The sequence below is a fragment of the Lentilitoribacter sp. JB5-8 genome, from assembly GCF_055693385.1.
The window spans coordinates 2,681,620-2,702,670 of record NZ_CM146332.1 but is presented as its reverse complement, the minus strand read 5'-3'; the positions used below and the strand labels follow the sequence as shown (position 1 = coordinate 2,702,670).

At 45.5% G+C, this 21,051-nt stretch carries 17 protein-coding genes; 5 read left to right on the top strand and 12 right to left on the bottom strand.

Going from position 1 to position 21,051, the window contains the following annotated elements:
- The first annotated feature begins 328 nt into the window (after nt 1-328).
- The gene (gene dnaE / locus ACZ1GZ_RS13270) at nt 329-3,799 is read left to right on the top strand and encodes a DNA polymerase III subunit alpha (RefSeq protein WP_472665356.1); all 3,471 of its coding nucleotides are present in this window, start codon (nt 329-331) and stop codon (nt 3,797-3,799) included.
- Here the strand turns inward: dnaE and ACZ1GZ_RS13265 are convergent.
- The 3 genes from ACZ1GZ_RS13265 to ACZ1GZ_RS13255 all read right to left on the bottom strand — a co-directional run bounded on the left by ACZ1GZ_RS13265 (nt 3,796) and on the right by ACZ1GZ_RS13255 (nt 6,122).
- A complete protein-coding gene (locus ACZ1GZ_RS13265; protein ID WP_472665355.1) occupies nt 3,796-5,115 on the bottom strand; it encodes a DNA polymerase IV in 1,320 nt (439 codons plus the stop codon). The genes dnaE and ACZ1GZ_RS13265 overlap by 4 nt on opposite strands.
- A 103-nt stretch (nt 5,116-5,218) precedes the next feature.
- Nucleotides 5,219-5,869, bottom strand: a complete 651-nt coding sequence (locus ACZ1GZ_RS13260) for a hypothetical protein (RefSeq protein WP_472665354.1) — start codon at nt 5,867-5,869, stop codon at nt 5,219-5,221.
- Nucleotides 5,853-6,122 carry a DUF3572 domain-containing protein gene (locus ACZ1GZ_RS13255; protein ID WP_472665353.1) on the bottom strand — a complete coding sequence of 90 codons (270 nt, stop codon included), beginning with the start codon at nt 6,120-6,122 and terminating at the stop codon, nt 5,853-5,855. Before ACZ1GZ_RS13255 ends, ACZ1GZ_RS13260 begins: the two co-directional genes overlap by 17 nt.
- 116 nt (nt 6,123-6,238) lie before the next feature.
- On the opposite strand from ACZ1GZ_RS13255, the gene ACZ1GZ_RS13250 reads away from it, so the two are divergent.
- A complete protein-coding gene (locus tag ACZ1GZ_RS13250) occupies nt 6,239-6,616 on the top strand; it encodes a response regulator (RefSeq protein WP_472665352.1) in 378 nt (125 codons plus the stop codon).
- 51 nt (nt 6,617-6,667) lie between these two features.
- Nucleotides 6,668-8,044 carry a PleD family two-component system response regulator gene (locus tag ACZ1GZ_RS13245; RefSeq protein ID WP_472665351.1) on the top strand — a complete coding sequence of 459 codons (1,377 nt, stop codon included), beginning with the start codon at nt 6,668-6,670 and terminating at the stop codon, nt 8,042-8,044.
- Nucleotides 8,045-8,390: 346 nt separating this feature from the next.
- Here the strand turns inward: ACZ1GZ_RS13245 and rpmG are convergent, their stop codons facing one another.
- From rpmG to topA, 5 genes are all read right to left on the bottom strand, one after another.
- A complete protein-coding gene (gene rpmG / locus ACZ1GZ_RS13240) occupies nt 8,391-8,558 on the bottom strand; it encodes a 50S ribosomal protein L33 (RefSeq protein ID WP_472665350.1) in 168 nt (55 codons plus the stop codon).
- 164 nt (nt 8,559-8,722) lie between these two features.
- Nucleotides 8,723-9,352, bottom strand: a complete 630-nt coding sequence (locus ACZ1GZ_RS13235) for an NUDIX domain-containing protein (RefSeq protein WP_472665349.1) — start codon at nt 9,350-9,352, stop codon at nt 8,723-8,725.
- Between the two features lie 15 nt (nt 9,353-9,367).
- A complete protein-coding gene (locus tag ACZ1GZ_RS13230) occupies nt 9,368-9,805 on the bottom strand; it encodes a DUF983 domain-containing protein (protein WP_472665348.1) in 438 nt (145 codons plus the stop codon).
- Between the two features lie 8 nt (nt 9,806-9,813).
- Complete coding sequence (gene rnr, locus ACZ1GZ_RS13225; RefSeq protein ID WP_472665347.1) at nt 9,814-12,195, bottom strand: ribonuclease R; 2,382 nt, start codon at nt 12,193-12,195, stop codon at nt 9,814-9,816.
- A gap of 2 nt (nt 12,196-12,197) precedes the next feature.
- Nucleotides 12,198-14,831, bottom strand: a complete 2,634-nt coding sequence (gene topA / locus ACZ1GZ_RS13220; RefSeq protein WP_472665346.1) for a type I DNA topoisomerase — start codon at nt 14,829-14,831, stop codon at nt 12,198-12,200.
- A gap of 233 nt (nt 14,832-15,064) precedes the next feature.
- Here topA and ACZ1GZ_RS13215 point away from each other — a divergent pair, with 233 nt between their 5' ends.
- On the top strand, nt 15,065-15,292 hold the full coding sequence (locus ACZ1GZ_RS13215; protein WP_472665345.1) for a hypothetical protein: 228 nt from the start codon (nt 15,065-15,067) through the stop codon (nt 15,290-15,292).
- Here the strand turns inward: ACZ1GZ_RS13215 and dprA are convergent.
- The 4 genes from dprA to ACZ1GZ_RS13195 are packed head-to-tail and all read right to left on the bottom strand — an operon-like array spanning nt 15,257 to nt 19,301.
- Complete coding sequence (gene dprA, locus ACZ1GZ_RS13210) at nt 15,257-16,408, bottom strand: DNA-processing protein DprA (protein WP_472665344.1); 1,152 nt, start codon at nt 16,406-16,408, stop codon at nt 15,257-15,259. The two genes, ACZ1GZ_RS13215 and dprA, sit on opposite strands and share 36 nt — an antisense overlap.
- Nucleotides 16,405-17,019, bottom strand: coding sequence for a glycerol-3-phosphate 1-O-acyltransferase PlsY (plsY, locus tag ACZ1GZ_RS13205; protein WP_472665343.1), 615 nt, complete (start codon nt 17,017-17,019; stop codon nt 16,405-16,407). Before plsY ends, dprA begins: the two co-directional genes overlap by 4 nt.
- 58 nt (nt 17,020-17,077) lie before the next feature.
- Nucleotides 17,078-18,367 (bottom strand): dihydroorotase, encoded by a 1,290-nt coding sequence (locus ACZ1GZ_RS13200; protein WP_472665342.1) that lies wholly within the window; start codon nt 18,365-18,367, stop codon nt 17,078-17,080.
- A 1-nt stretch (nt 18,368) separates the two neighbouring features.
- Nucleotides 18,369-19,301: an aspartate carbamoyltransferase catalytic subunit gene (locus tag ACZ1GZ_RS13195; RefSeq protein WP_472668303.1), complete on the bottom strand. Its 933-nt coding sequence runs from the start codon at nt 19,299-19,301 to the stop codon at nt 18,369-18,371.
- Between the two features lie 133 nt (nt 19,302-19,434).
- Here ACZ1GZ_RS13195 and ACZ1GZ_RS13190 point away from each other — a divergent pair, with 133 nt between their 5' ends.
- The gene (locus ACZ1GZ_RS13190; protein ID WP_472665341.1) at nt 19,435-21,048 is read left to right on the top strand and encodes an acyl-CoA dehydrogenase family protein; all 1,614 of its coding nucleotides are present in this window, start codon (nt 19,435-19,437) and stop codon (nt 21,046-21,048) included.
- Nucleotides 21,049-21,051 lie beyond the last annotated feature (3 nt).

Here is a 21,051-nt window from a genome sequence, read left to right as displayed (position 1 = left end):
TTCGCGGATTTTTTTGTGTTTAATAAAAGTTGTTGACATTAGAACAAAAATAGAACATAGTAGATACATAAAGTGAATTGGAGTATATTATGACGTATTTTGTTCGAGACTGTGCAGCTTTTGTTTCTATCACTATGTTTGTAACAAGCCTTTGTGTTTTGTTCACGTCAGTCTAGTACTCACCATCCGTTTTATCTCATTTATTCAAATCTGTGCGAAGCCGTTAATTTAAGCTGTGCTTGGATCTTATTTCTGGCAATATAGCGCTCAATGGATTCTGCGACTAATCGCATTTATCTGTATGTGTTGGGATAGGTGAATACGGGCAATGGCTAGCAATAGTGAGACTAAACCGAGATTTGTAAACCTTCATGTCCATTCAGCTTATTCTTTGCTGGAAGGCGCGTTACCGGTTAAGACCGTTTTATCTTCTGCGTTAAAAGACCAGCAGCCTGCCATCGCAATTACCGACACTAACAATTTATTCAGTGCGCTTGAGTTTTCGATCAAAGCCGCAGGCGAGGGTATTCAACCTATTATTGGGTGCCAAATCAGCATTGATATGCAAGATGCTGGTGATGGGGAAACAAAATCCGGTCGCGAACACCTTCGCGTATTCCCATCCATCGTTTTGCTTGCTTCAACACAAGTTGGCTATCAAAATCTCGTTGAGCTACTAAGCCGCGCTTATCTTAAAGGTTCAGATGATGAAGCTGTTCACATCAAACTTTCTTGGCTTGAAGGTAAGTCGGAAGGTTTGATTGCACTGACTGGCGGGCCTTCTGGTCCAATCGATTTGGCGTTTAAAGATGGGCGCAATCATGTAGCCTCTCAGAGAGTGCAGAGCCTGAGCCAGTTTTTTCCAAATCGTTTGTATATCGAACTTCAAAGACCGCGCGGATATGACAGATCACTAGAAGCGCATATGGTAAACTTGGCCTATGATCAGGAACTTCCAATAGTCGCAACGAATGAATCGTTTTTCCCAAGTGAAGAAGATTTTGATGCTCATGATGCGCTCATGGCTGTGGCCAATAACACCGTTGTTTCAGATGAAAACAGATTTCGATTAACTGAAGATCATTATCTTAAAACGCAAAGTCAGATGGTTGATCTGTTTTCTGATCTACCTGAAGCTATTGAAAATACGATTGAGATCGCCCAACGTTGTTCGGTTAAACTTGGCTATATTGATCCTATCTTGCCGCGTTTTACCGGTGATGATGGAGATGCGGAGAACGCCCTTAAAGCCGAAGCTGATGAATTACGTCGACAATCTATCGAGGGATTAAAAGAACGCCTTAAAGTTCACGGAACTGCGCTTGATTATACAGAAAAAGACTATGAAGAGCGTCTAACTGTCGAGCTTGATATTATCGAAGGGATGAAATTCCCCGGATATTTCTTGATTGTTGCGGACTTTATTAAGTGGGCGAAAGAGCAAGATATCCCCGTTGGCCCGGGCCGTGGTTCTGGTGCGGGCTCGCTTGTGGCGTTTGCGCTTACGATTACAGATGTTGATCCACTCAGGTTTTCGCTTCTATTTGAGCGTTTCTTGAACCCTGAACGTGTTTCCATGCCCGATTTTGATATCGATTTCTGCCAGGATAGGCGCGAAGAAGTTATCAAATATGTGCAGGAAAAATATGGTCGTGAGCAAGTCGCTCAGATCATCACTTTTGGATCGCTGCAAGCGCGCGCAGCGCTTCGCGATGTGGGCCGTGTGTTACAGATGCCTTATGGGCAGGTTGACCGTATCTGTAAATTGGTTCCGAACAATCCGGCTAACCCAACCCCGCTTCATAAAGCGATTGAGGAAGAACCGAAATTTGCCGAAGCAGTGGATGAAGAACCTATTGTTGGACGTCTGCTTGATATCGCGCAAAAGCTTGAGGGGTTATATCGCCACGCATCCACCCATGCGGCGGGTATCGTGATCGGTGATCGCCCATTATGGCAATTGGTGCCGATGTATCGCGATCCGCGTTCTGATATGCCGGTGACCCAGTTTAACATGAAATGGGTTGAGCAAGCCGGTCTGGTTAAGTTTGACTTCTTGGGTCTTAAAACTCTGACGGTGATTAAAACGGCGGTTGATTTCATTGCCGAGAGTAATATCGAAGTCGATATTAATACGATCCCGTTTGATGATAAAAAATCCTATGAAATGATGTCTCGCGGTGAAACTGTGGGTGTGTTTCAGGTGGAATCTGCGGGTATGCGTAAAGCGCTTATCGGTATGAAGCCCGACCGTATTGAGGATATTATTGCGCTTGTTGCGCTTTATCGTCCCGGTCCAATGGAAAATATTCCCGTTTATAACGCGCGCAAACATGGCGAAGAAGAACTTGCGTCCATTCACCCGAAAATTGACTATCTGATTGAGGAAACTCAAGGCGTGATTGTCTATCAGGAACAGGTAATGCAGATCGCGCAGGTGCTGTCTGGTTACTCACTTGGTGAAGCGGATTTGCTGCGTCGTGCGATGGGTAAGAAAATCCAAGCCGAAATGGATAAACAGCGCGTTCGTTTTGTTGAAGGTGCCGTGGAGCGCGGTGTATCTAAGCCGCAAGCGGATATGATCTTTGATCTCTTGGCGAAGTTTGCGAATTACGGTTTTAACAAATCCCACGCTGCAGCCTATGGCATTGTGTCTTATCAAACGGCATATTTAAAAGCGCATTATCCTGTTGAGTTTTTAGCTGCTTCCATGACCCTTGATATGGGGAATACTGAAAAGCTGGTTGATTTCAGACAGGATGCGCTTCGTTTGGGCATTGAAGTTGTCGCGCCGTCTGTTCAAACATCGTTCCGTCATTTCCAGCGCGGTGAAAATAAGATTTTCTATTCCTTGGCCGCCATTAAAGGCGTGGGCGAGGCTGCGGTTGATCATATTGTTGAGGTGCGGGGATCAGAGCCATTTAAGTCGATTGAAGATTTTTGTAAGCGTGTTGATCCTAAAATGGTCAATAAACGCGTGATCGATAGTTTAATCTGCGCTGGTGCATTTGATTGCTTTGGTCGCGAGCGAGCGGAGCTCATTGCGGGCCTTGAGCGGATATTAGGATTTAGCCAAAAAGCATCTGCGGACCGCGCATCCGGGCAAAGTGATATCTTTGGTCTAGATACCGAAGGTCCTGGCGAAGTTATTCAATTTAACAAGGTAACGCCTTGGTTGCCGGCGGAAAAATTACAGCGCGAATATCAGGTTTTGGGCTTTTATTTATCCGCGCATCCGCTCGATTCTTATGGCGAGATACTTGATAAAAGACGGGTTCAGAAATGGACGGATTTCTCGCTTGCGGTGAAAGCTGGTGCTACAGCGGGGCGCTTGGCAGGCACTGTAACGGGCTTCCAACAACGTAAAACCCGCACAGGTAACAAGATGGGAATTGTTACTTTCTCAGATAGTACCGGACAGTTTGAAGCCGTGTTGTTCTCAGAAGCATTGCAATTGCATCGTGAGCTGCTTGAACCCGGTAAATCGCTTATTCTGACAGTCGCTGCGGAAGAACGCCCCGAAGGTATTGGTCTACGCATTCAAAGCGTGACATCGCTTGAATATGAAGCTGTCAGCACGCAAAAGACTCTGCGCATCTTTATGCGTGATAGTGTTGCGCTTCCTGCGGTTTCTGCGCACCTAAATACCAAAGGGCCAGGGCAGGTGTCCTTTATTATGATTAAAGATGATGGTGATCGTGAAATTGAGATTGAATTGCCGAATAAATACAAGATCTCTCCGGAGATTGCCGCTGCGATGAAATCAGCACCCGGTGTGCTTGATGTTGAATTGGTTTAATCGTTTTCTTCGTTTGGATCAGGTTTCATCTTTGGCTTCGGTTTGCTTTTAAAAGTATAACCAGTTTGAACGATTGTATTGCCAAATTTTGATCGTACTTTATCAACTGCACCTTCAACATGGGCTCTACGGGTCGCATCAATATCAACCAAATCATCGGGATCAGCTTGATCAGGAGCCCCAAGGTCACTTACACCAATACCCAAAAGACGAAAGCTGGTTCCATCTGTTTCGGGTTTTAAAAGATCCAAACCAGTGCGAAATATCTTATCAGCCAGCATGGTTGGATCAGCAAGCCTGCGGTTTCTGGTTCGAGACTTAAAATCGGCTGTTTTCAATTTTAAAACAACGGTGTGCCCCGATGTATTGGACTTTTTAAGCCGGTCAGCGACCTTTTCACTCAAAAAACGCAAGGTTTTAGCAAGCTCGTCAAAATCTGATTTATCATCAAAAAAAGTTGTCTCGGAAGAAACGCTTTTTGCACCGGAATTTGGTCTTACAGTTCGATCATCGTTACCGCGTGAAAGATGGTAGAGACGTGAACCCATGGTGCCGTAACGTCTTAAAAGTTCATCTTGTTCCATCTTTTGCAACTGCCCAATCATGGTAATGCCGTCTTTGGAGAGCGTTGAAGCAAAGGCCTTGCCAACACCCCAAATTTTTGTAACGGGCATTTCAGCAAGCATTTTCAGCGCTTCTTGTTCGCCGATGATCGAAAAACCACGCGGCTTGTTCAGATCGGAGGCAATTTTAGCTAAAAACTTGCAGTATGACAGGCCCACTGACACGGTAATACCAATCTCATTTTCGATTTTTTGAGACAATTTTGCCAGTGTTTGTGCGGGAAACATGCCGTGCAATCGTTCCGTTCCTGATAGGTCTAAAAACGCTTCGTCAATGGAAAGTGGCTGCACCATCGGGGTGAGCTCAAGCATCATTTCGCGCACCTGCTTGCCCACTTTGCTATATTTTTTCATATCAGGGGGTAAAACAACGGCATCAGGACAGGCATCTAACGCTTTAAACATAGGCATTGCCGAGCGCACACCGTGTATGCGCGCAACATAACAAGCCGTTGATACAACGCCTCTTTTTCCGCCACCAATGATCAGCGGTTTATCGATGAGATCTGGATTGTCGCGTTTTTCAACTGCCGCATAAAAAGCATCACAATCAATATGGGCAATTTTTAATGTAGAGAGTTCTGAATGCTTGAGCAGACGTGGACTGCCGCAGCTGCGGCATCGCGGGCGCGTTTGAACAATCGGTTCAAAGCAATCGCGACAGAATCCGTCTTTTGGGCTGGGTGAGGGCATATTACGTCGTTTCAATCGGAACAAATGTCGAACAAATAGTATTTAGAGTGTTTTTATGCGTAAAACAAGGCGATTTATAAGCTGGTTGCACTGTTGCTGTTATTTATATTTTGCTCTGAATGTAGCTTTTCACATCATGCCAGTTATCGGCATCAAAGATATATTCATCAAGTTTTGGAGCAATGGCTTTAAATACTTTATTGCCCATAATGCTAATGTGATGCGTATCGGGTGCATGCTCGGCGACCGAGTGATGATTATAGATCATATCATCGATGAAAAAGATGTTGTCGTCTATATGCGTATTTGCCTCTTTTAAAAAAGGGCCTTTGGCCTCTTCGGTCGCAATTAATGGGAAGTTTAGATCAAAGCTTTCAAGCAGTTTTTTGCGCGTTTGAAAGTAGCGAGGTGGCATGGCTGTTAAAAAGACAATATCCATCTCTTGATTGAGTTCTTTTAAGGTTGGTTCAACGTGAGGAAGCAACATCTGCCAGTTGATTTGATCAGCAAAGAAGTCATCAATAAGCGTTGAAACCTTGTCATTTTCAACGGCTAGATCTGTATTAAGGTCAAAAATATTTCCGTGCAGTGCAAAACTATTGGGGCGCAGTTCTTTATCCTGCGCCAAAAGGAAACTTTGAAACGGCGTTAGAAATTCAAGCACCACTTCATCCACATCGCAAATAATCAAAGGACGATTTGTTGATGGGGAGATGATGTCTGTAATTGATTTGATTTCAATATCCTTGCTCAAGGTGGCCCCCAAGTTGGCGAAACGCTTGTGCCACATGTTCAGGTTTTTCATTTGATGCTTCGCAATATTTTAAAAGTGTCGGTTCATGATTAATCAAGAATTCGAGCACACCGGTGAAAAAACCGGGTTGAGAAGCTGCCTGACGCAATTGCGATGCCTCAAGGCCTGAAAGGCCTAAGAATCGGTTGAAAAGCTCTGGTTCTGACGCCAACCAGGTCAACACATCAACGGCGATTTCTTCGGATTTCTCCATCTTTTCAAAACCTTAATTTATTAGATATATTTGTTTTTAGAAATTACCATTTTTTCAACTAAATTGGCGTAATATGCAACCTAATTAGGGAATACTGGGACGTATCGGGCAATTAAATGACAAAAAAAGTTATGATAGTTGAGGACAACGAGCTTAACATGAAGCTCTTTCGGGATCTCATTGAGGCTTCTGGCTATGGAACGATACAAACCCGCAATGGTTTGGAAGCGCTTGATTTGGCGCGTCAACATAAGCCTGATTTGATTCTTATGGATATTCAACTGCCTGAAGTGTCTGGACTTGATGTCACCAAGTGGTTGAAAGAAGATGAGGAATTACATTCAATTCCAGTTATTGCGGTCACAGCTTTTGCAATGAAAGGCGATGAAGAACGCATTCGGCAAGGTGGTTGCGAGGCCTATATTTCAAAACCAATTTCAGTACCTGGATTTTTGGAAACCATTAAGAGTTTTTTGGGACCTAGTGGTGCATAATCATTTGAGTTTGGTCAAAATCGCGTTTTGAGTTTCGGAGTATTTGTGTAAATGACAGCTAGAGTTCTTGTTGTTGATGACATCCCAGCGAATGTTAAACTGCTGGAAACGCATCTACTTGCTGAATATTTTGAAGTATTGACCGCTGAAGACGGAATGACAGCGCTCAATATCTGTGACAAAACGCAAGTTGATCTCATTTTATTAGATATCATGATGCCCGGAATTGACGGGTTTGAAGTTTGTCGTCGACTTAAAGCCAATCCGAAAACAGTTCATATTCCTGTTGTGATGGTCACAGCGCTTGATCAACCTGAAGACAGAGTTCAGGGTTTAAAATGTGGTGCGGACGATTTTCTGACAAAACCAGTTAACAATATGCAGCTTATGGCGCGCGTGAAAAGTTTGCTTCGCTTAAAGATGCTAACGGATGAATTGCGCAATCAGGCGAGTGGGCGTGTATCTTTTGACGCCTTGGATGAGCATAAAACCGGTCCTGCAACATTAGACGAGCGTGGATCAACATTGCTTATAGACGGTCGCGCTTCATCACACGACCGTATAGCAAAATCTATTTCTGAAATCGCCGATATAAATGCAATTTCAGATCCGGAAGCTGCGTTGTTTGAGGCGGCTGAAACACCCTATGAACTTATTATCATCAATGGCAATATTCCAGGTTGTGATCCGTTGCGCTTGTGTTCACAATTGCGTTCTCGCGAAGCAACGCGCTTCGTTCCTATCTTAATTATGTTGCAAGCCGGAGATGAACAGCAAATTGTCAGAGCGCTCGATATTGGCGTGAATGATTATATTTTGCATCCCTTTGATCCTAATGAACTTTACGCGCGTTCACTCACGCAGATTAAGCGTCACAGATCGAGTGAAAAACTAAAAGCAAGTCTTTCGAAGTCAGTAGAGTTGGCAGTTGTTGACCCGTTAACGGGGTTAAATAACCGTCATTTCCTTGATGCTTATATGGATAAGCTCATCCAACGATCTAAACGTCGAAATACACCGATTTCACTTTTAATCACAGACATTGATAAGTTTAAGAGTGTTAATGACACCTATGGGCATGATGCTGGCGATGAAGCTTTAAAAGAATTTGCACGTCGCTTGCGTAGTACTGTTCGCGGTGCTGATCTCGCTTGCCGATTTGGTGGCGAAGAGTTTTTGGTACTCATGCCAGATACAACTGAGGAAATGGCTCTGCAAGTCGCTGAGCGTTTACGTCAGTCCATTGAAGAATTGCCATTTGATATTTCAAACGAAGATGAGGCGCTCTCAGTTACAACATCTGTTGGCGTAACATGTTTTGACCCTGAGACTGATGACAGCAAGACTTTGCTGAAACGTGCGGATACTGCACTTTATGAAGCAAAATCACAGGGACGGAACCGAGTCGTTTTGAAAGAAGTAGCCTGATAAACTTGCTTTTAAAATAACGTAAAGCGGCCTTTATACTGCAATTCGTTTCAACCTATACTTACATCTATCTGCTGGTTATCGCGTTTAACATAAACGCAATGCTTGATTCTTTTGTGAAATTGAGCGATGATCTCGCTAATAGGCGCGATTTAATAAGCAGATTTAATTGAGATACCCCATGATGTTCAGGTCCGCCGCATCTCCTGGGTCGTGGGGTGGCCGATCTTTCTACAGCATTCCGTGGCCTCCTCGTACCACTTCTGTTGCATCGATCGGCCCACAAATAAAACCCGCTTGCATCACTGCAAGCGGGTTTCGCAAATTTTAAAGCCAAGTAATTGAATTACTTGATTTTTGCTTCTTTGAACTCAACGTGTTTACGAGCAATTGGGTCATATTTTGTTTTGACCATTTTCTCTGTGTAAGTACGGCTGTTCTTTTTGGTTACATAGAAGAAACCAGTGTCAGCTGTTGACTGTAGTTTAATTTTGATAGTTGTTGCCTTGGCCATCTTGGCTACCTTCTTTAAAAAATGAAGCCGCAGATGATATTTGCAATCTACGGCATAGTTGACGCGAAATTACAAATTAAGCCTCAAAAGTCAAGCCCTTTGGAGAATGAAATTGGCAAAATACGGCCTGCGCATAGTGTTTATACGATGTTGTGTTTGAATAATTATATCTTGTTGTAAAAATAAGGTGGTGTATCAAACTCAAGATCACCCGATTGTTTTATTCTGAGTTTAAGCTGGTTTAGAATTTTGGATGTGATCATCGGCATGGGATGATCTTCAGGCCGATGGATATCGACCCAGCGTAAATCAATCAGTTCATCGCTATCTTTTGCGCGAGAAGTATCGATGTCTAATTCATCGCAAAAGCTTACAAAAAATCGTGTATCAAAGCGCCGAGCCTGGCCGATAGGGGTAATCGCACGGGCGAAATATCTAAAGTTCTGAAGGTTGAATCCAGCATGATCTCGTACGTCTATGCTGGTTTCTTCTAACAACTCCCGCGCGGCGGCAAGCGCCAATGCAGTAGCGGTTGATTTTGTGAATTTTTGCGACGTGTCATTAAGTAGGTGCGATACAACTTCATCCCGTAAGGGGGTGCTTACGGGAAGCCGCCAGTCATATTTATCGCGGCGACCACCAGGGAACACATATAGATCGGGCATGAACACATGTTTACTTGATCTTTTACCCATCAAAACGCGCAAGTTCTGCCGATCAATCAGCATTATTGTTGCTGCATCTTTAGGACGCAGCGCTTTTGGTTTGCCTTGAGGTGTCGAAATCGTGCTCAATGGGATATAATAGGTTTAGTGCTCTTTAAGGGCAGCACTATCATCATAGTCTGGCTGGTCACCAAAACCATGCATGCGTAGTGCCCATTGCAGACCCACAACAGCACCTTTAACCGGCTGAAGAAGCGCCAAAGACAAAACCGTTGTGATTGGGATCCAGATTAACAAATGCTGCCAATCCGCAAGCTTAAAGACCATGTCTGTCATCATAAATGCAGCAACGACTATGTGACCGATAATAAGAATCACCAAGTAAGCAGGCAGATCGTCCGCGCGGTGGTGATGCAATTCTTCGCCGCAGTTTCTGCATTGTGGTGTAACTTTAACAAACTTATCGAACAACTTGCCTTCGCCACAGCAAGGGCAGCGTGATGCAAACCCGCGTTTCATTGCAAGTTTTGTTGGCCGTTCGTCTTTTTGGCCGTGATTTTGATAGACTTCAGTTTCAGTCATTTAACATCTCATTTTCTGCGCCGAGATTTACGTCCTTTTTTAAAGGATGGACGCGCTGCCGATCGGTTTTTCTTTCCCTTATGGAAAGAACGTGTTCCGGTTGGCATTTTTTCGCCCTTACTCAGCATTTCAAATCTCAAAGCTCCAGCAAGTGGAATTGCCTCGGCTAATCGTACGTCTACTTCGTCTCCCAATCGAAACCCAAGACCCGTTCTTTCGCCGGTTAATGCCTGGTGAGCTTCGTCATAAAAATAATAATCAGTTCCCAACGTTGATATTGGTATAAAACCATCTGCACCGTATTCTGGCAACGAGACAAAAAGTCCTGATTTGGTGACGCCGGCAATTCGACCACGGAATTCAACGCCGATTTTTTCTGCCAAATGATGAGCGATTAAGCGATCTTGCGTATCTCGCTCTGCGCCTGATGCGCGTCGTTCAAAGTCGGAAATATCTTCCGCAATAAGTTCAAGCGCTGCTTCTTCGTCCGGCGTGATCCCGCCTTCACCCAAACCATGTGATCCTACAAGCGCGCGGTGGACAATTAAGTCTGCATATCTGCGAATAGGGGATGTGAAATGCGCATACTTACGCAAGTTCAAGCCAAAATGTCCTTGGTTCTCAGGATGATAGATCGCTTGGCTCTGCGAGCGCAACACCATCTCATTGACCATGGTTTCTGTTGGTTTGTCCTTCACATTCGCCAGGATACCATTGAAGTGATTGGCGCGGAGGTGGCCACCTTTCGCGAGGGAAATGTCCAAGGTTGCCAAAAACTCACGCAGAGCTTCCTGCTTGGATAGGGATGGCTCTTCATGTACGCGGTAGATCAATGCTTGGCGTTTGCTTTCCAGAGCTTCCGCTGCCGCAACATTTGCCTGGATCATACATTCTTCAATCAGTTTATGTGCGTCTAGTCTGTCGGGCACGTGAATGTGATCCACTTTGCCTTCGTCATCTAAAATGATGCGACGTTCGGGCAGATCAAGATCAAGCGGTTGCCTGCGATCGCGTCCAATTTTCATAATCGCGTATGTTGCCCATAAAGGCTTCAGGACGCTTTCGAGTATTTCACCCGCTTGCGCATCCGGATTGCCATCAATCGCCTCTTGTGCCTGTTCATAAGCGAGGCTTGCAGCACTTCGCATCATAATGCGGTGGAACGAATGACTGACCTTGCGGCCTTCTGCATTGAAAATGATTTTGGTGGCCAGAGCAGGGCGGTCTACACCTTCTTTAAGTGAGCACAAATCGTTACTAATGCGTTCTGGGAGCATTGGGATCACCCGATCAGGGAAATAAACAGAGTTTCCTCTAATCCGTGCTTCACGATCCATAGGGCTATCTGGTCTTACATAATAAGATACATCAGCGATAGCGACATATAAAACCGCACCGCCTTCGTTGGCGGGATTGTCGTCCATATGTGCGTAAACCGCATCATCGTGATCTTTAGCTGTAGCAGGATCGATCGTAATTAGCGGCAGTTCGCGCCAATCTTCGCGCTTTTTCATGTCCGCAGGTTTTGCTTCTTCTGCAGCATCTAAAACAGTTTGCGGGAAGATATGCGGAATACCGCGATCATGAACCGCAATCATTGTGATCGCTTTTTCAGAAGCGATTGAACCAACGACATTTATGATTTTAGCATGTGGCAGGCCAACTCGGTTTGTGTGGATGGATTGCACCTCCACCAAATCACCATGTTTGGCACCACCTGTCATATCAGGAGCGATGGCATATTCTTTGTTTTTGCGATCAATGGGCAGAACACGGCCGCCGCTATTTTCGCCATCTTCATTTTCGCGATAAATGCCCATGGTGCTTGATTTCTGACGATCGAGCACTTTCATAACCTTGCCGATATAAGCGGGGCCTTCTCGGTTATCATTTGGGAAGATACGCGCTAGAACCTTGTCGCCAAGACCTGCGGTCGGTCCTGTTGTTTTGGATTTAGATCCTCCGGTGCGGGATTTTTGCGACATTTGGCGAATAAGAACGGCTGGTGCGGTTCCATCTTCATCACGCCATTGTGTTGGTCGTCCGATTAAATCACCATCGTTATCGCGCGATACAATATCCAGTGTTGAAACGGACGGCATTTTCCCAGGGCGCGAAATTTTCTTGCGCGTACCGCTTAGCAAACCTTCGTCAGCCATTTCACGCAGGATGTCTTTTAAAACCGCGCGCTCATCGCCTTTAACACCAAATGCCTTTGCTATTTCGCGCTTTGACGCTAAATCAGGAAACTCGGATATAAAACGTAAGATCGCCGCTTTTTCAAGCGGCGGCTTACCATTTTTTACTTTAGGACTATTGGCTAAGTCATTATTCTTATTTGTTTTTTGTTTCGTTGACTTAGAGCGTGCAAACCTTGGCGTTTTTGCCAAATCTATTCCTCAGCTTTTGATTTTGCAGCTGTTTTCTTTGCTGCTGGTTTCTTGGCTGCAGTCTTCTTCTTTGCAGCTGGCTTTTTCTTTGGAGCGGCTTTTTTCTTACCCTTCGTCGCAGCTTTTGCGTTGACGAGCTCGATACCTTGTTCAAGTGTCACGCCTTGCGGATCAGTACCGTTTGGCAAAGTGGCGTTGATCTTTTCCCACTTCACATATGGGCCATACCGTCCATCCATGACAGCAATCTTGCCGCCATCTGGGTGTTCGCCCAATTCCTTAAGAGCCGTCGCAGCTTTTCTGCCTCGACCAGGACCTGCGGCTGCTTTTTCTGCAATCACAGTCACCGCCCGGTTAAGACCAATTGTGAAAACATCTTCAATTGATTCTAAATTCGCATACATGCCGTCATGTAAAATAAATGGTCCATAACGACCCAAGCCACTTGAAATCATTTTGCCTGATTCCGGGTGAGGGCCGATATCTCTTGGCAGAGAAATCAAAGCCATTGCGCGCTCATAATCAATCGTTTCAGGTGCCCAACCTTTTGGCAGGCTAGAACGTTTTGCTTCCTTGCCTTCGCCGCGCTGAACATAAGGCCCAAAACGGCCAGAACGCAACGTGATATCTTCATCGGTATTTGGATCTTTACCAAGCGTTTGTGGCTCGTTTGAAACCGCTGCTTGGTTTTCACCATCTGCATCCTTGGACAATTGGCGGGTAAACTTACATTCTGGATAATTGGAACAACCAACAAATGCACCATAACGACCAAGCTTAAGAGATAGATTACCCTCACCACATGTCGGGCAGATGCGTGGGTTCATGCCATCGCCACGATCAGGGAAGGCAAGCTCTGCAAGCTCTTCATTCAGCGCATCAAGAACATTGGTAACACGCAGCTCTTTTGTGCCTTCTACATGGGTTTGAAATTCGTTCCAGAATTCACGCAAAACATCTTTCCACTGCAATTCGCCTGCTGAGATGCGGTCGAGTTTATTTTCAAGATCGGCGGTGAACCCAAATTCAACATAGCGATCAAAGAAGTTGCCCAGGAAGGCTGTCACAAGGCGGCCTTTTGGTTCCGGGATTAATTTGCGTTGTTCTGATTTGACATATTCGCGGTTAGACAAAGTTGCCAATGTCGATGCATATGTTGAAGGGCGGCCAATACCAAGCTCTTCCATCTTTTTAATAAGCGACGCCTCTGAGTAACGAGGTGGCGGTTCAGTAAAGTGTTGCGTCGCATTGATCTTCTCGCGCGCAGCATCTTCACCCTGATTAATCAGAGGTAGGCGTGCATCATCTGCCTTATCATCTGATTTGCCTTCGCTATCGTCTTTGTGATCGCTATAAGCTGCGATGAAACCATCAAAGCGAATGACAGAACCATTAGCGCGTAAGGTGGCTGATTGTCCGCCATTTGTCGCAATTACATCAACGGCTGTGCGCTCGATTTCTGCCGATGCCATTTGGCTGGCAATTGCGCGCTTCCAAATCAGGTCATAGAGCTTGAATTGATCAGCATCGAGGAATTTTTTAACCTGGTCAGGTGTGCGTTCAAAGCTTGTCGGACGTACCGCTTCGTGAGCCTCTTGCGCGTTCTTTGCTTTTGTTTCGTAATGACGCGCCTTATCTGGGCAATATCTATCGCCAAATTGCGCCTTGATTGCGCTCCGCGATGCTTCAATCGCTTCAGGCGCCATCTGAACACCATCGGTACGCATATAGGTAATTAGACCAGCAGTTTCACCGCCAATTTCAATACCCTCATAAAGCTTTTGAGCAACCTGCATTGTGCGCGAAGCATTAAAGCCTAATTTTGACGATGCAGCCTGTTGCAGCGTTGATGTTGTAAACGGAGGCGATGGATTTCTGCGTGTTGGTTTCGCTTCAACTTTGCCAATATTAAATGAAGCGCTTTCCAACATTTGCTTCATTTTGTCAGCCGATTCGCTGTTCTCGATGGATAATTTCTGTAATTTATCACCGTCAAAAACAGTTAGACGCGCTGTAAATTTGTCATTGCGCGGTGTTTTAAGCTCCGCTGCAATTTGCCAATACTCGTCTTTGATAAAACGCTCAATTTCCGTTTCGCGATCGCAAATCAAACGCAATGCAACTGATTGTACACGACCAGCTGAACGTGCGCCTGGGAGTTTGCGCCACAAAACAGGCGATAAGTTAAATCCAACAAGATAATCAAGGGCGCGACGTGCAAGATAAGCGTCAACAAGTGGGGTATCAATATCGCGTGGCTGTGCCATCGCATCGAGAACTGATTTTTTCGTTATCGCATTGAAAACAACACGTTTTACGTTCTTTCCCTTGAGCGCTTTTTTCTTCTCCAACACATCTAAAACGTGCCAAGAAATGGCTTCACCTTCGCGGTCGGGGTCAGTTGCGAGAAATAAAGTATCCGCACCTTTAAGCGCTGTAGAAATATCCTTTAGACGCTTATTTGATGCTGTGTCGACTTCCCAAAGCATCGCAAAATCTTCGTCTGGATTTACCGATCCATCTTTTGCTGGCAAATCTCTGACATGACCAAAAGATGCCAGTACCGTGTAATCAGAACCTAGGTATTTGTTGATGGTCTTTGCTTTTGCAGGAGATTCTACGACAACTACATTCATACTTATTTTCGCACTTTACAAATTATGTGTTTTTCAATGATTTGGCTTAGCACATGGACATTGAACGGCATTTGGTCAAGCTTTTTTGAGAATTTCTTGTTCAATACAACGTAATGCAACTAAAAAGCGACAAGATAAATATTGCAATCTTAAATTAAACCCATTAGGATAATAGTCATAATCTGATGCGGCGTACATGACGCCCGCGCAAGGCCGCTTAAAGGAATTGAGAATTGCCAAATAATGATAATGCAGCAAATTCAGGCGATGTTCCCAAAGCGCATAATAACCTTATTTATGTCCGTGACATGCTGGGCGAATTGCGTACAGTTGCAGAAGCAGAAGGTGCGGATATGCTCAGTTATTTGATTGAAATGGCGTATATCGAATGCGGTGATATTTTATCTCATTCAAGACCCTTAAATTCAGGTTTGCAGAATAAGGGATACAAGGCCTCCTGAGTGGCGTTGCAGGCGGCCTGCAAGGTCAAGTTCTAGTAACACTAAATATACCGTCTGGGCAGGGTAACCTGTATGTCTAATAATATCGTCGATTTCAACTGGTGTTGCACCCATGGCGTTGATTATGATTGATCGCGCATTTTCATCTGGAGGCTCCGGGTTCTCGACCTGATCCTCTTTTTCTTCGATAATTGGGTAGTTGATTTCGTCAATTTGCGAGATCGGTGCGAGTGCTTCGAGAATATCATTTGCATTCGTCGTTAAAATAGCACCTTCTTTGAGAAGCGCATTGGTTCCACCTGCTCTTGGGTCAAGTGGAGAGCCGGGTACGGCAAAAACTAAACGTCCAAAATCAGATGCGCGCCGTGCAGAGATTAATGAGCCCGACCTTTTTGCAGCTTCAACCACAACAAGCCCAAGCGAAACACCCGCGATCAGTCTGTTTCGCCGTGGAAAATCTCTGGCAATTGGCTTCCATCCAAAGGGCATTTCAGTGATTGCAAGTCCTTTGTCGTCACAGATTTGGTTGTAAAGATTAAGGTTCTCGGGTGGGTAAGGCTTGTCAATTCCACCTGCCAATGCAGCAATTGTTCCCGATGTTGCGCTGCTGTGTAAACTTGCCTGATGTGCAGCGGCGTCAATTCCGCGCGCTAACCCGGATATTATTGTGTAGCCGGCTTTTACAACGTCAGAAGCAAGGTTTGCGGCAAATTTACTGCCGGTGATGGACGCATTTCTTGAGCCCACAATACCAACAGAGGGAGGTGCGGTAAGACCTAAATTGCCTTTTGTTGTAATGAGCGGTGGGGCACCATCTATCTGTCGTAGCGCGCGAGGATATTCAGGTTCTCCGATGCCAATTAGTTTTGCGCCGATTTTTTCGATTTTTTCGAGTTCAATTTCAACTTCTGAAACAGTTGCAATTCGAATTTTCCGTCGAGATCCACCCCGTTGAGATAATTCAGGCAACATCTCAATTGCACGTTCTGCTGAACCGCAATTATTGATGAGTTCGCGAAAAGTTGCAGGTCCCACATTGTCGCTTCTGATTAATCGCAGCCACGATAGTTTTTGTCGCTCAGTTAATTTTATCCCGCGCGACGGCTGATCGATCATTTTTTCTTGCTACCTATTTTGCTTTCAGTTCCCGCAAGTAATCTACTGATGTTTTCATGATGTTTGGCAATTGCGATGATGGACATGATTGCAAATAGGATTGCAATGTTTGGAAAACCCATGATGTAAAGTGCAATTGGTACGATGGTGAGCGCGCATAACGCGGCTAAAGACGAAAATTTGAATATGAAGGCGATGGATAGCCAAACAACAGCGAACACAAGAACCGCCATCGGAACCAAGCCCAACAACACACCAATATATGTCGCGACACCTTTGCCGCCCTTAAATTTCAGCCATACAGGGAACAAATGACCCAAAAATGCAAACAGACCTGCAAGCATGGCTGCAGCTAAACCAAAGTTTTGTGCGATGACAACGGCAATGGTTCCTTTTAATAGATCTGCAATGAGTACACCGGCAGCGACCTTTTTATTGCCTGTGCGCAACACATTTGTGGCGCCGATATTTCCAGATCCGATTTTGCGTACATCACCTAAGCCAGCAAATCTTGTGATGACCAATCCAAATGGTATGGATCCAAGTAAATAGCCAAACAAAGATGCCAGGATGAGGACGAGCGCTGTTTGCGATGTAAAAATATCAGTCATGTGAACAATCAATCAGTTTAAATGCACGCATATACGTCCTAATAGTTGTATATCGTGATTATTGGTCCGAGTAAATAGTCTGCCCGTTCACGATAGTTGCAAGCACTTTTCCGGTAAAGCGTGCATCCTCGAAGGCACTATTTTTCGATTTTGATACAATTTCATCTTTGTAATGCACCCAAGGCATTTCAGGATCAAAAATGGTAATATCCGCTGATGAACCAACTCGAAGCGATCCCGCATCAAGACCATAAAGCTCCGCTGGTTTTGTGGACAAGACCTCGATCAAGCGCATTAAGCTGATTTGATCAGCATGATAAAGGCGTAAAGCCGCTGCAAGCATCGTTTCTAGACCAATTGCGCCTTCAGCAGCATGCGGGAAGGGCAGACGCTTAGTGTCTACATCCTGCGGGTCATGCGATGAACAAATGACATCAATGGTGCCGTCTGCGAGCGCTTCAACCATCGCTAAGCGTTCTTCCTCACTCCTTAGAGGAGGGGATAACTTGAAGAATGTGCGGTATTCGCCGATATCAACTTCATTCAATGTCAGATTATTAATCGAGATACCTGCACTGACATTGAGGTTCTTATCTTTTGCGCGGCGAATGACCTTTGATGATTGCGGAACTGAGATTTTCGCTGCGTGATAATTGGCGCCCGTTAATTCAGCCAAGCGGACATCGCGTTCAAGCGGAATGATCTCAGCTTCTTTCGGAATGCCTGAAAAACCTAACCAGCTTGCCAGCAAGCCCTCATTCATCATGCCGCCTGCAGCTAAATCAGCATCTTGAGTCTCGCAAGCGATCAAGGCGCCAAAATCACGCGCATAGGTCATTGCTCTGCGGATCACAGCAGCATTGCGCAGTGTGTTGCGTCCATCTGTGATACATGCAGCGCCAGCTTCCATCATCAAACCAAATTCGGTCATTTCCTTACCGTTTAGACCTTTGGTCATAGCCGATGCTGGATGCACATGAATATCTGTTGTATCGCGCGCGGTGCGCTGGATAAATTGTAACAACGCAACATCATCAATCACCGGATTGGTATCGGGCATGGTGACAATTGAGGTAATGCCACCTTTTGCGGCCGCTTTACCGGCGGAAGCAATGGTTTCGCGATATTCGCTGCCAGGTTCACCAATGAACACACGGGTATCAACCAAACCGGGGACAGCAATTTGACCGTTACAATTGATAACCTCAGCACCTTCAGGCGATCCCTGATTGCGCGCGCTTTCACCAATTGCTGCAATCTTTCCGTTCTCGATGACAATCGAACCCGTTTCATCCATTTGTTGTGATGGGTCGATAATTCGAACATTTTCTAAAACGCGTGTGGTCATATCAGTTTCTCCCACTCGCAAGCATGAGGGTTTCCATAACGGCCATTCGGACTGCCACACCCATTTCAACTTGTTGTTCGATCACGCTTTGCGGACCATCGGCAATTTCGGACGCAATCTCGACACCTCTATTCATCGGACCGGGGTGCATAACCAACGCATCATCTTTTGCATAAGATAGTTTTTCTGCATCCAAACCAAAAAAGCGGAAATACTCGCGAACAGAAGGGACAAAAGCACCTTCCATGCGTTCTCGCTGCAAACGCAACATCATAACGACATCGGCGTCTTTTAAACCTTCTTTCATGGAGCTGAAGACTTCTGCCCCCATTTGCTCAATACCTGTGGGGAGCAGGGTGCGTGGTGCAATTATGCGTACGCGCGCACCAAGTGCGTTTAAAAGCAAAATGTTTGATCTGGCGACGCGTGAATGCAACACGTCACCACAAATGGCAACGGTAAGACGACCAACTGTACCTTTCATGCGCCGGATTGTCAGCGCATCTAATAGCGCCTGTGTTGGATGTTCATGCGCGCCATCGCCCGCGTTGATCACAGCACAGCCTACTTTTTGCGCTAAAAGAGCCACAGCGCCCGCAGATGAATGGCGAACAACCAGCATATCAGGGTGCATGGCATTTAACGTCATTGCCGTATCAACCAGCGTTTCACCTTTTTTGACGGACGAATTTCCAACAGACATATTCATCACATCCGCGCCAAGTCTTTTGCCGGCGAGCTCAAATGATGCTTGTGTTCGTGTAGAAGCTTCAAAAAACAGGTTGATTTGCGTCAGACCGCGAAGTGTTGACGTTTTCTTTTCGCGTTGTAGTGAAAGTTTGACAGCTTCTTCAGCTTTGTCGAGCAAATAGAAAATGTCTGGCTCCGACAAGCCTTTAATACCAAGCAGGTGACGGTGCGGAAAAGACATGATTGCACTCTCTATCTCGTGGAATTTTGCATTCTATAGAAAGCTTTCAGTGAAAGGGCAACTCAAATGGGGTGACATTTGTGCGCTGTCCCCATACAAATTGTAGGAATATTTTGATTCCAGAAAGTCAAATTCTATGGCGCAAGCTAAAATTGATCCATTGACGCTTAACGTCAACACGTTCCAAGCCGATCCGTTATTACGCGATATTTCAGGGCAGATGCCACGCGCAGCACAGGCGCAATTTTCGCTTTTGGGACAATATGCTGGATCACATGAAGCTGATGAGCTTGCGCGCTTGGCTAATCATATCAAGCCGCAACTGCGTACCAGCGATACCTTTGGCGATCAGCTTAATCATGTGGAATATCACCCGGCATGGCATGCTTTACAGCGCAAAGCAGTTAGTTACGGTTTACATGCTTCTGTGTGGGATGATGCGCAACGCAAGACTGCTGGGTTTGGCCATCAAATGCGCACGATGAGCCTTTATTTATCTGCAGGGCTTGAAGCAGGGCATTTAACACAAAGCACCACGACGCATGCCTCATTGGCGCTAATCCTTTCAAATCCTGCATTGCGGCGTGATTGGTCAGATAAACTCTTATCGCGCATGTATGATAGTACGGATATTGCTCCGGCGAAAAAGACGGGCTTGCTGATTGGTTGGGCTGTAAGTGAGCGAAAAAGTGGTGGTTCAATTGAGCAAATAGACGCGCGCGCTACTCGAGTAAGCGAAGGTCTTTATCGCATCATGGGTGAAAAGTGGCATGTTTCTGCACCCATGAGTGATGCATTTATTGTTCTGGCACAAACAGATGCTGGGGTGAGCTGTTTTTTAGTGCCACGCCTTTTGCAGGATAGTTCACAAAACAACATTGAGATTTTGAGACTGCGAGAGCAGGTTGGATATCATTCCAATCCACAAGCTGAGATGAAGTTTAATAACGCCTTTGGTTTTCTTCTTGGTCAAGAAGGTGATGGGATGCGGACCATATTAGACGCCATCACGCTTATTCGGCACGATATAGCCGTCATATCTGCCGGTTTAATGCGTTCAAGCTTAGCGAAAGCTGTGCATTATTGGCGCCAAAAGCCATATCACATGTCAGATGACTTGGCGCCGCGTGTGCTTGCAGATATGGCGCTTGATGTTGCTGGTGCAACCGCTTTGATGATGCGCGTTGCAAAATCTTACGACAAAGCCGCAAATTCGCCAGAAGATGCAGCATATGCGCGTCTGATGACGCCTGTTGCGAAATATTGGGTTTGTAAAACGTCACCAACGCTTATTTCTGAAACCATGGAAAGTGTTGGGTCAGCAGCTTTTGCATCAGGTTCAAGTTTGGGGCGCAATCATCGTGATGCGATTACCAATCTGATTTATGAGACTGGTAGTGACTTAATGACCAAGGATGTTTTGCGCGTCTTAAAGCATGGCCGGGATTTGTTTGATTCAGTTGTGCGCGATGTGACGTCAGATTTGGGCTCCGTGAGTGATCGAACGCAACAGGTTTTAAATGCTTGTATGCTGGTTTGCGAAAATGATGAAGGCATGTCGCGTATGCTGACCGAACAATTGGCATTATCCGGAGCTGCTTCTGAGTTAAAGCGTATCGGAGCAGGGCCGATTGCTGAGGCCTTTATGGAAACGCGTTTGGGCGGTGCTTGGCGCTCAAGCTATGGCATGCTCGATGGCCGTTTCGATGCACATAGAATTTTAGAACTCCTATATCCATCAAACCGCTAATTA

Excerpts from the sequence above, each read along its gene's own strand:
- ACZ1GZ_RS13245 (WP_472665351.1), top strand. The coding sequence starts at position 6,668 with ATGACAGCTAGAGTTCTTGTTGTTGATGACATCCCAGCGAATGTTAAA.
- topA (WP_472665346.1), bottom strand. The coding sequence starts at position 14,831 with ATGAATGTAGTTGTCGTAGAATCTCCTGCAAAAGCAAAGACCATCAAC.
- ACZ1GZ_RS13255 (WP_472665353.1), bottom strand. The coding sequence starts at position 6,122 with ATGGAGAAATCCGAAGAAATCGCCGTTGATGTGTTGACCTGGTTGGCG.
- dnaE (WP_472665356.1), top strand. The coding sequence starts at position 329 with ATGGCTAGCAATAGTGAGACTAAACCGAGATTTGTAAACCTTCATGTC.
- ACZ1GZ_RS13190 (WP_472665341.1), top strand. The coding sequence starts at position 19,435 with ATGGCGCAAGCTAAAATTGATCCATTGACGCTTAACGTCAACACGTTC.
- ACZ1GZ_RS13200 (WP_472665342.1), bottom strand. The coding sequence starts at position 18,367 with ATGACCACACGCGTTTTAGAAAATGTTCGAATTATCGACCCATCACAA.
- dprA (WP_472665344.1), bottom strand. The coding sequence starts at position 16,408 with ATGATCGATCAGCCGTCGCGCGGGATAAAATTAACTGAGCGACAAAAA.
- ACZ1GZ_RS13230 (WP_472665348.1), bottom strand. The coding sequence starts at position 9,805 with ATGACTGAAACTGAAGTCTATCAAAATCACGGCCAAAAAGACGAACGG.
- rpmG (WP_472665350.1), bottom strand. The coding sequence starts at position 8,558 with ATGGCCAAGGCAACAACTATCAAAATTAAACTACAGTCAACAGCTGAC.
- ACZ1GZ_RS13250 (WP_472665352.1), top strand. The coding sequence starts at position 6,239 with ATGACAAAAAAAGTTATGATAGTTGAGGACAACGAGCTTAACATGAAG.
- ACZ1GZ_RS13265 (WP_472665355.1), bottom strand. The coding sequence starts at position 5,115 with ATGCCCTCACCCAGCCCAAAAGACGGATTCTGTCGCGATTGCTTTGAA.
- plsY (WP_472665343.1), bottom strand. The coding sequence starts at position 17,019 with ATGACTGATATTTTTACATCGCAAACAGCGCTCGTCCTCATCCTGGCA.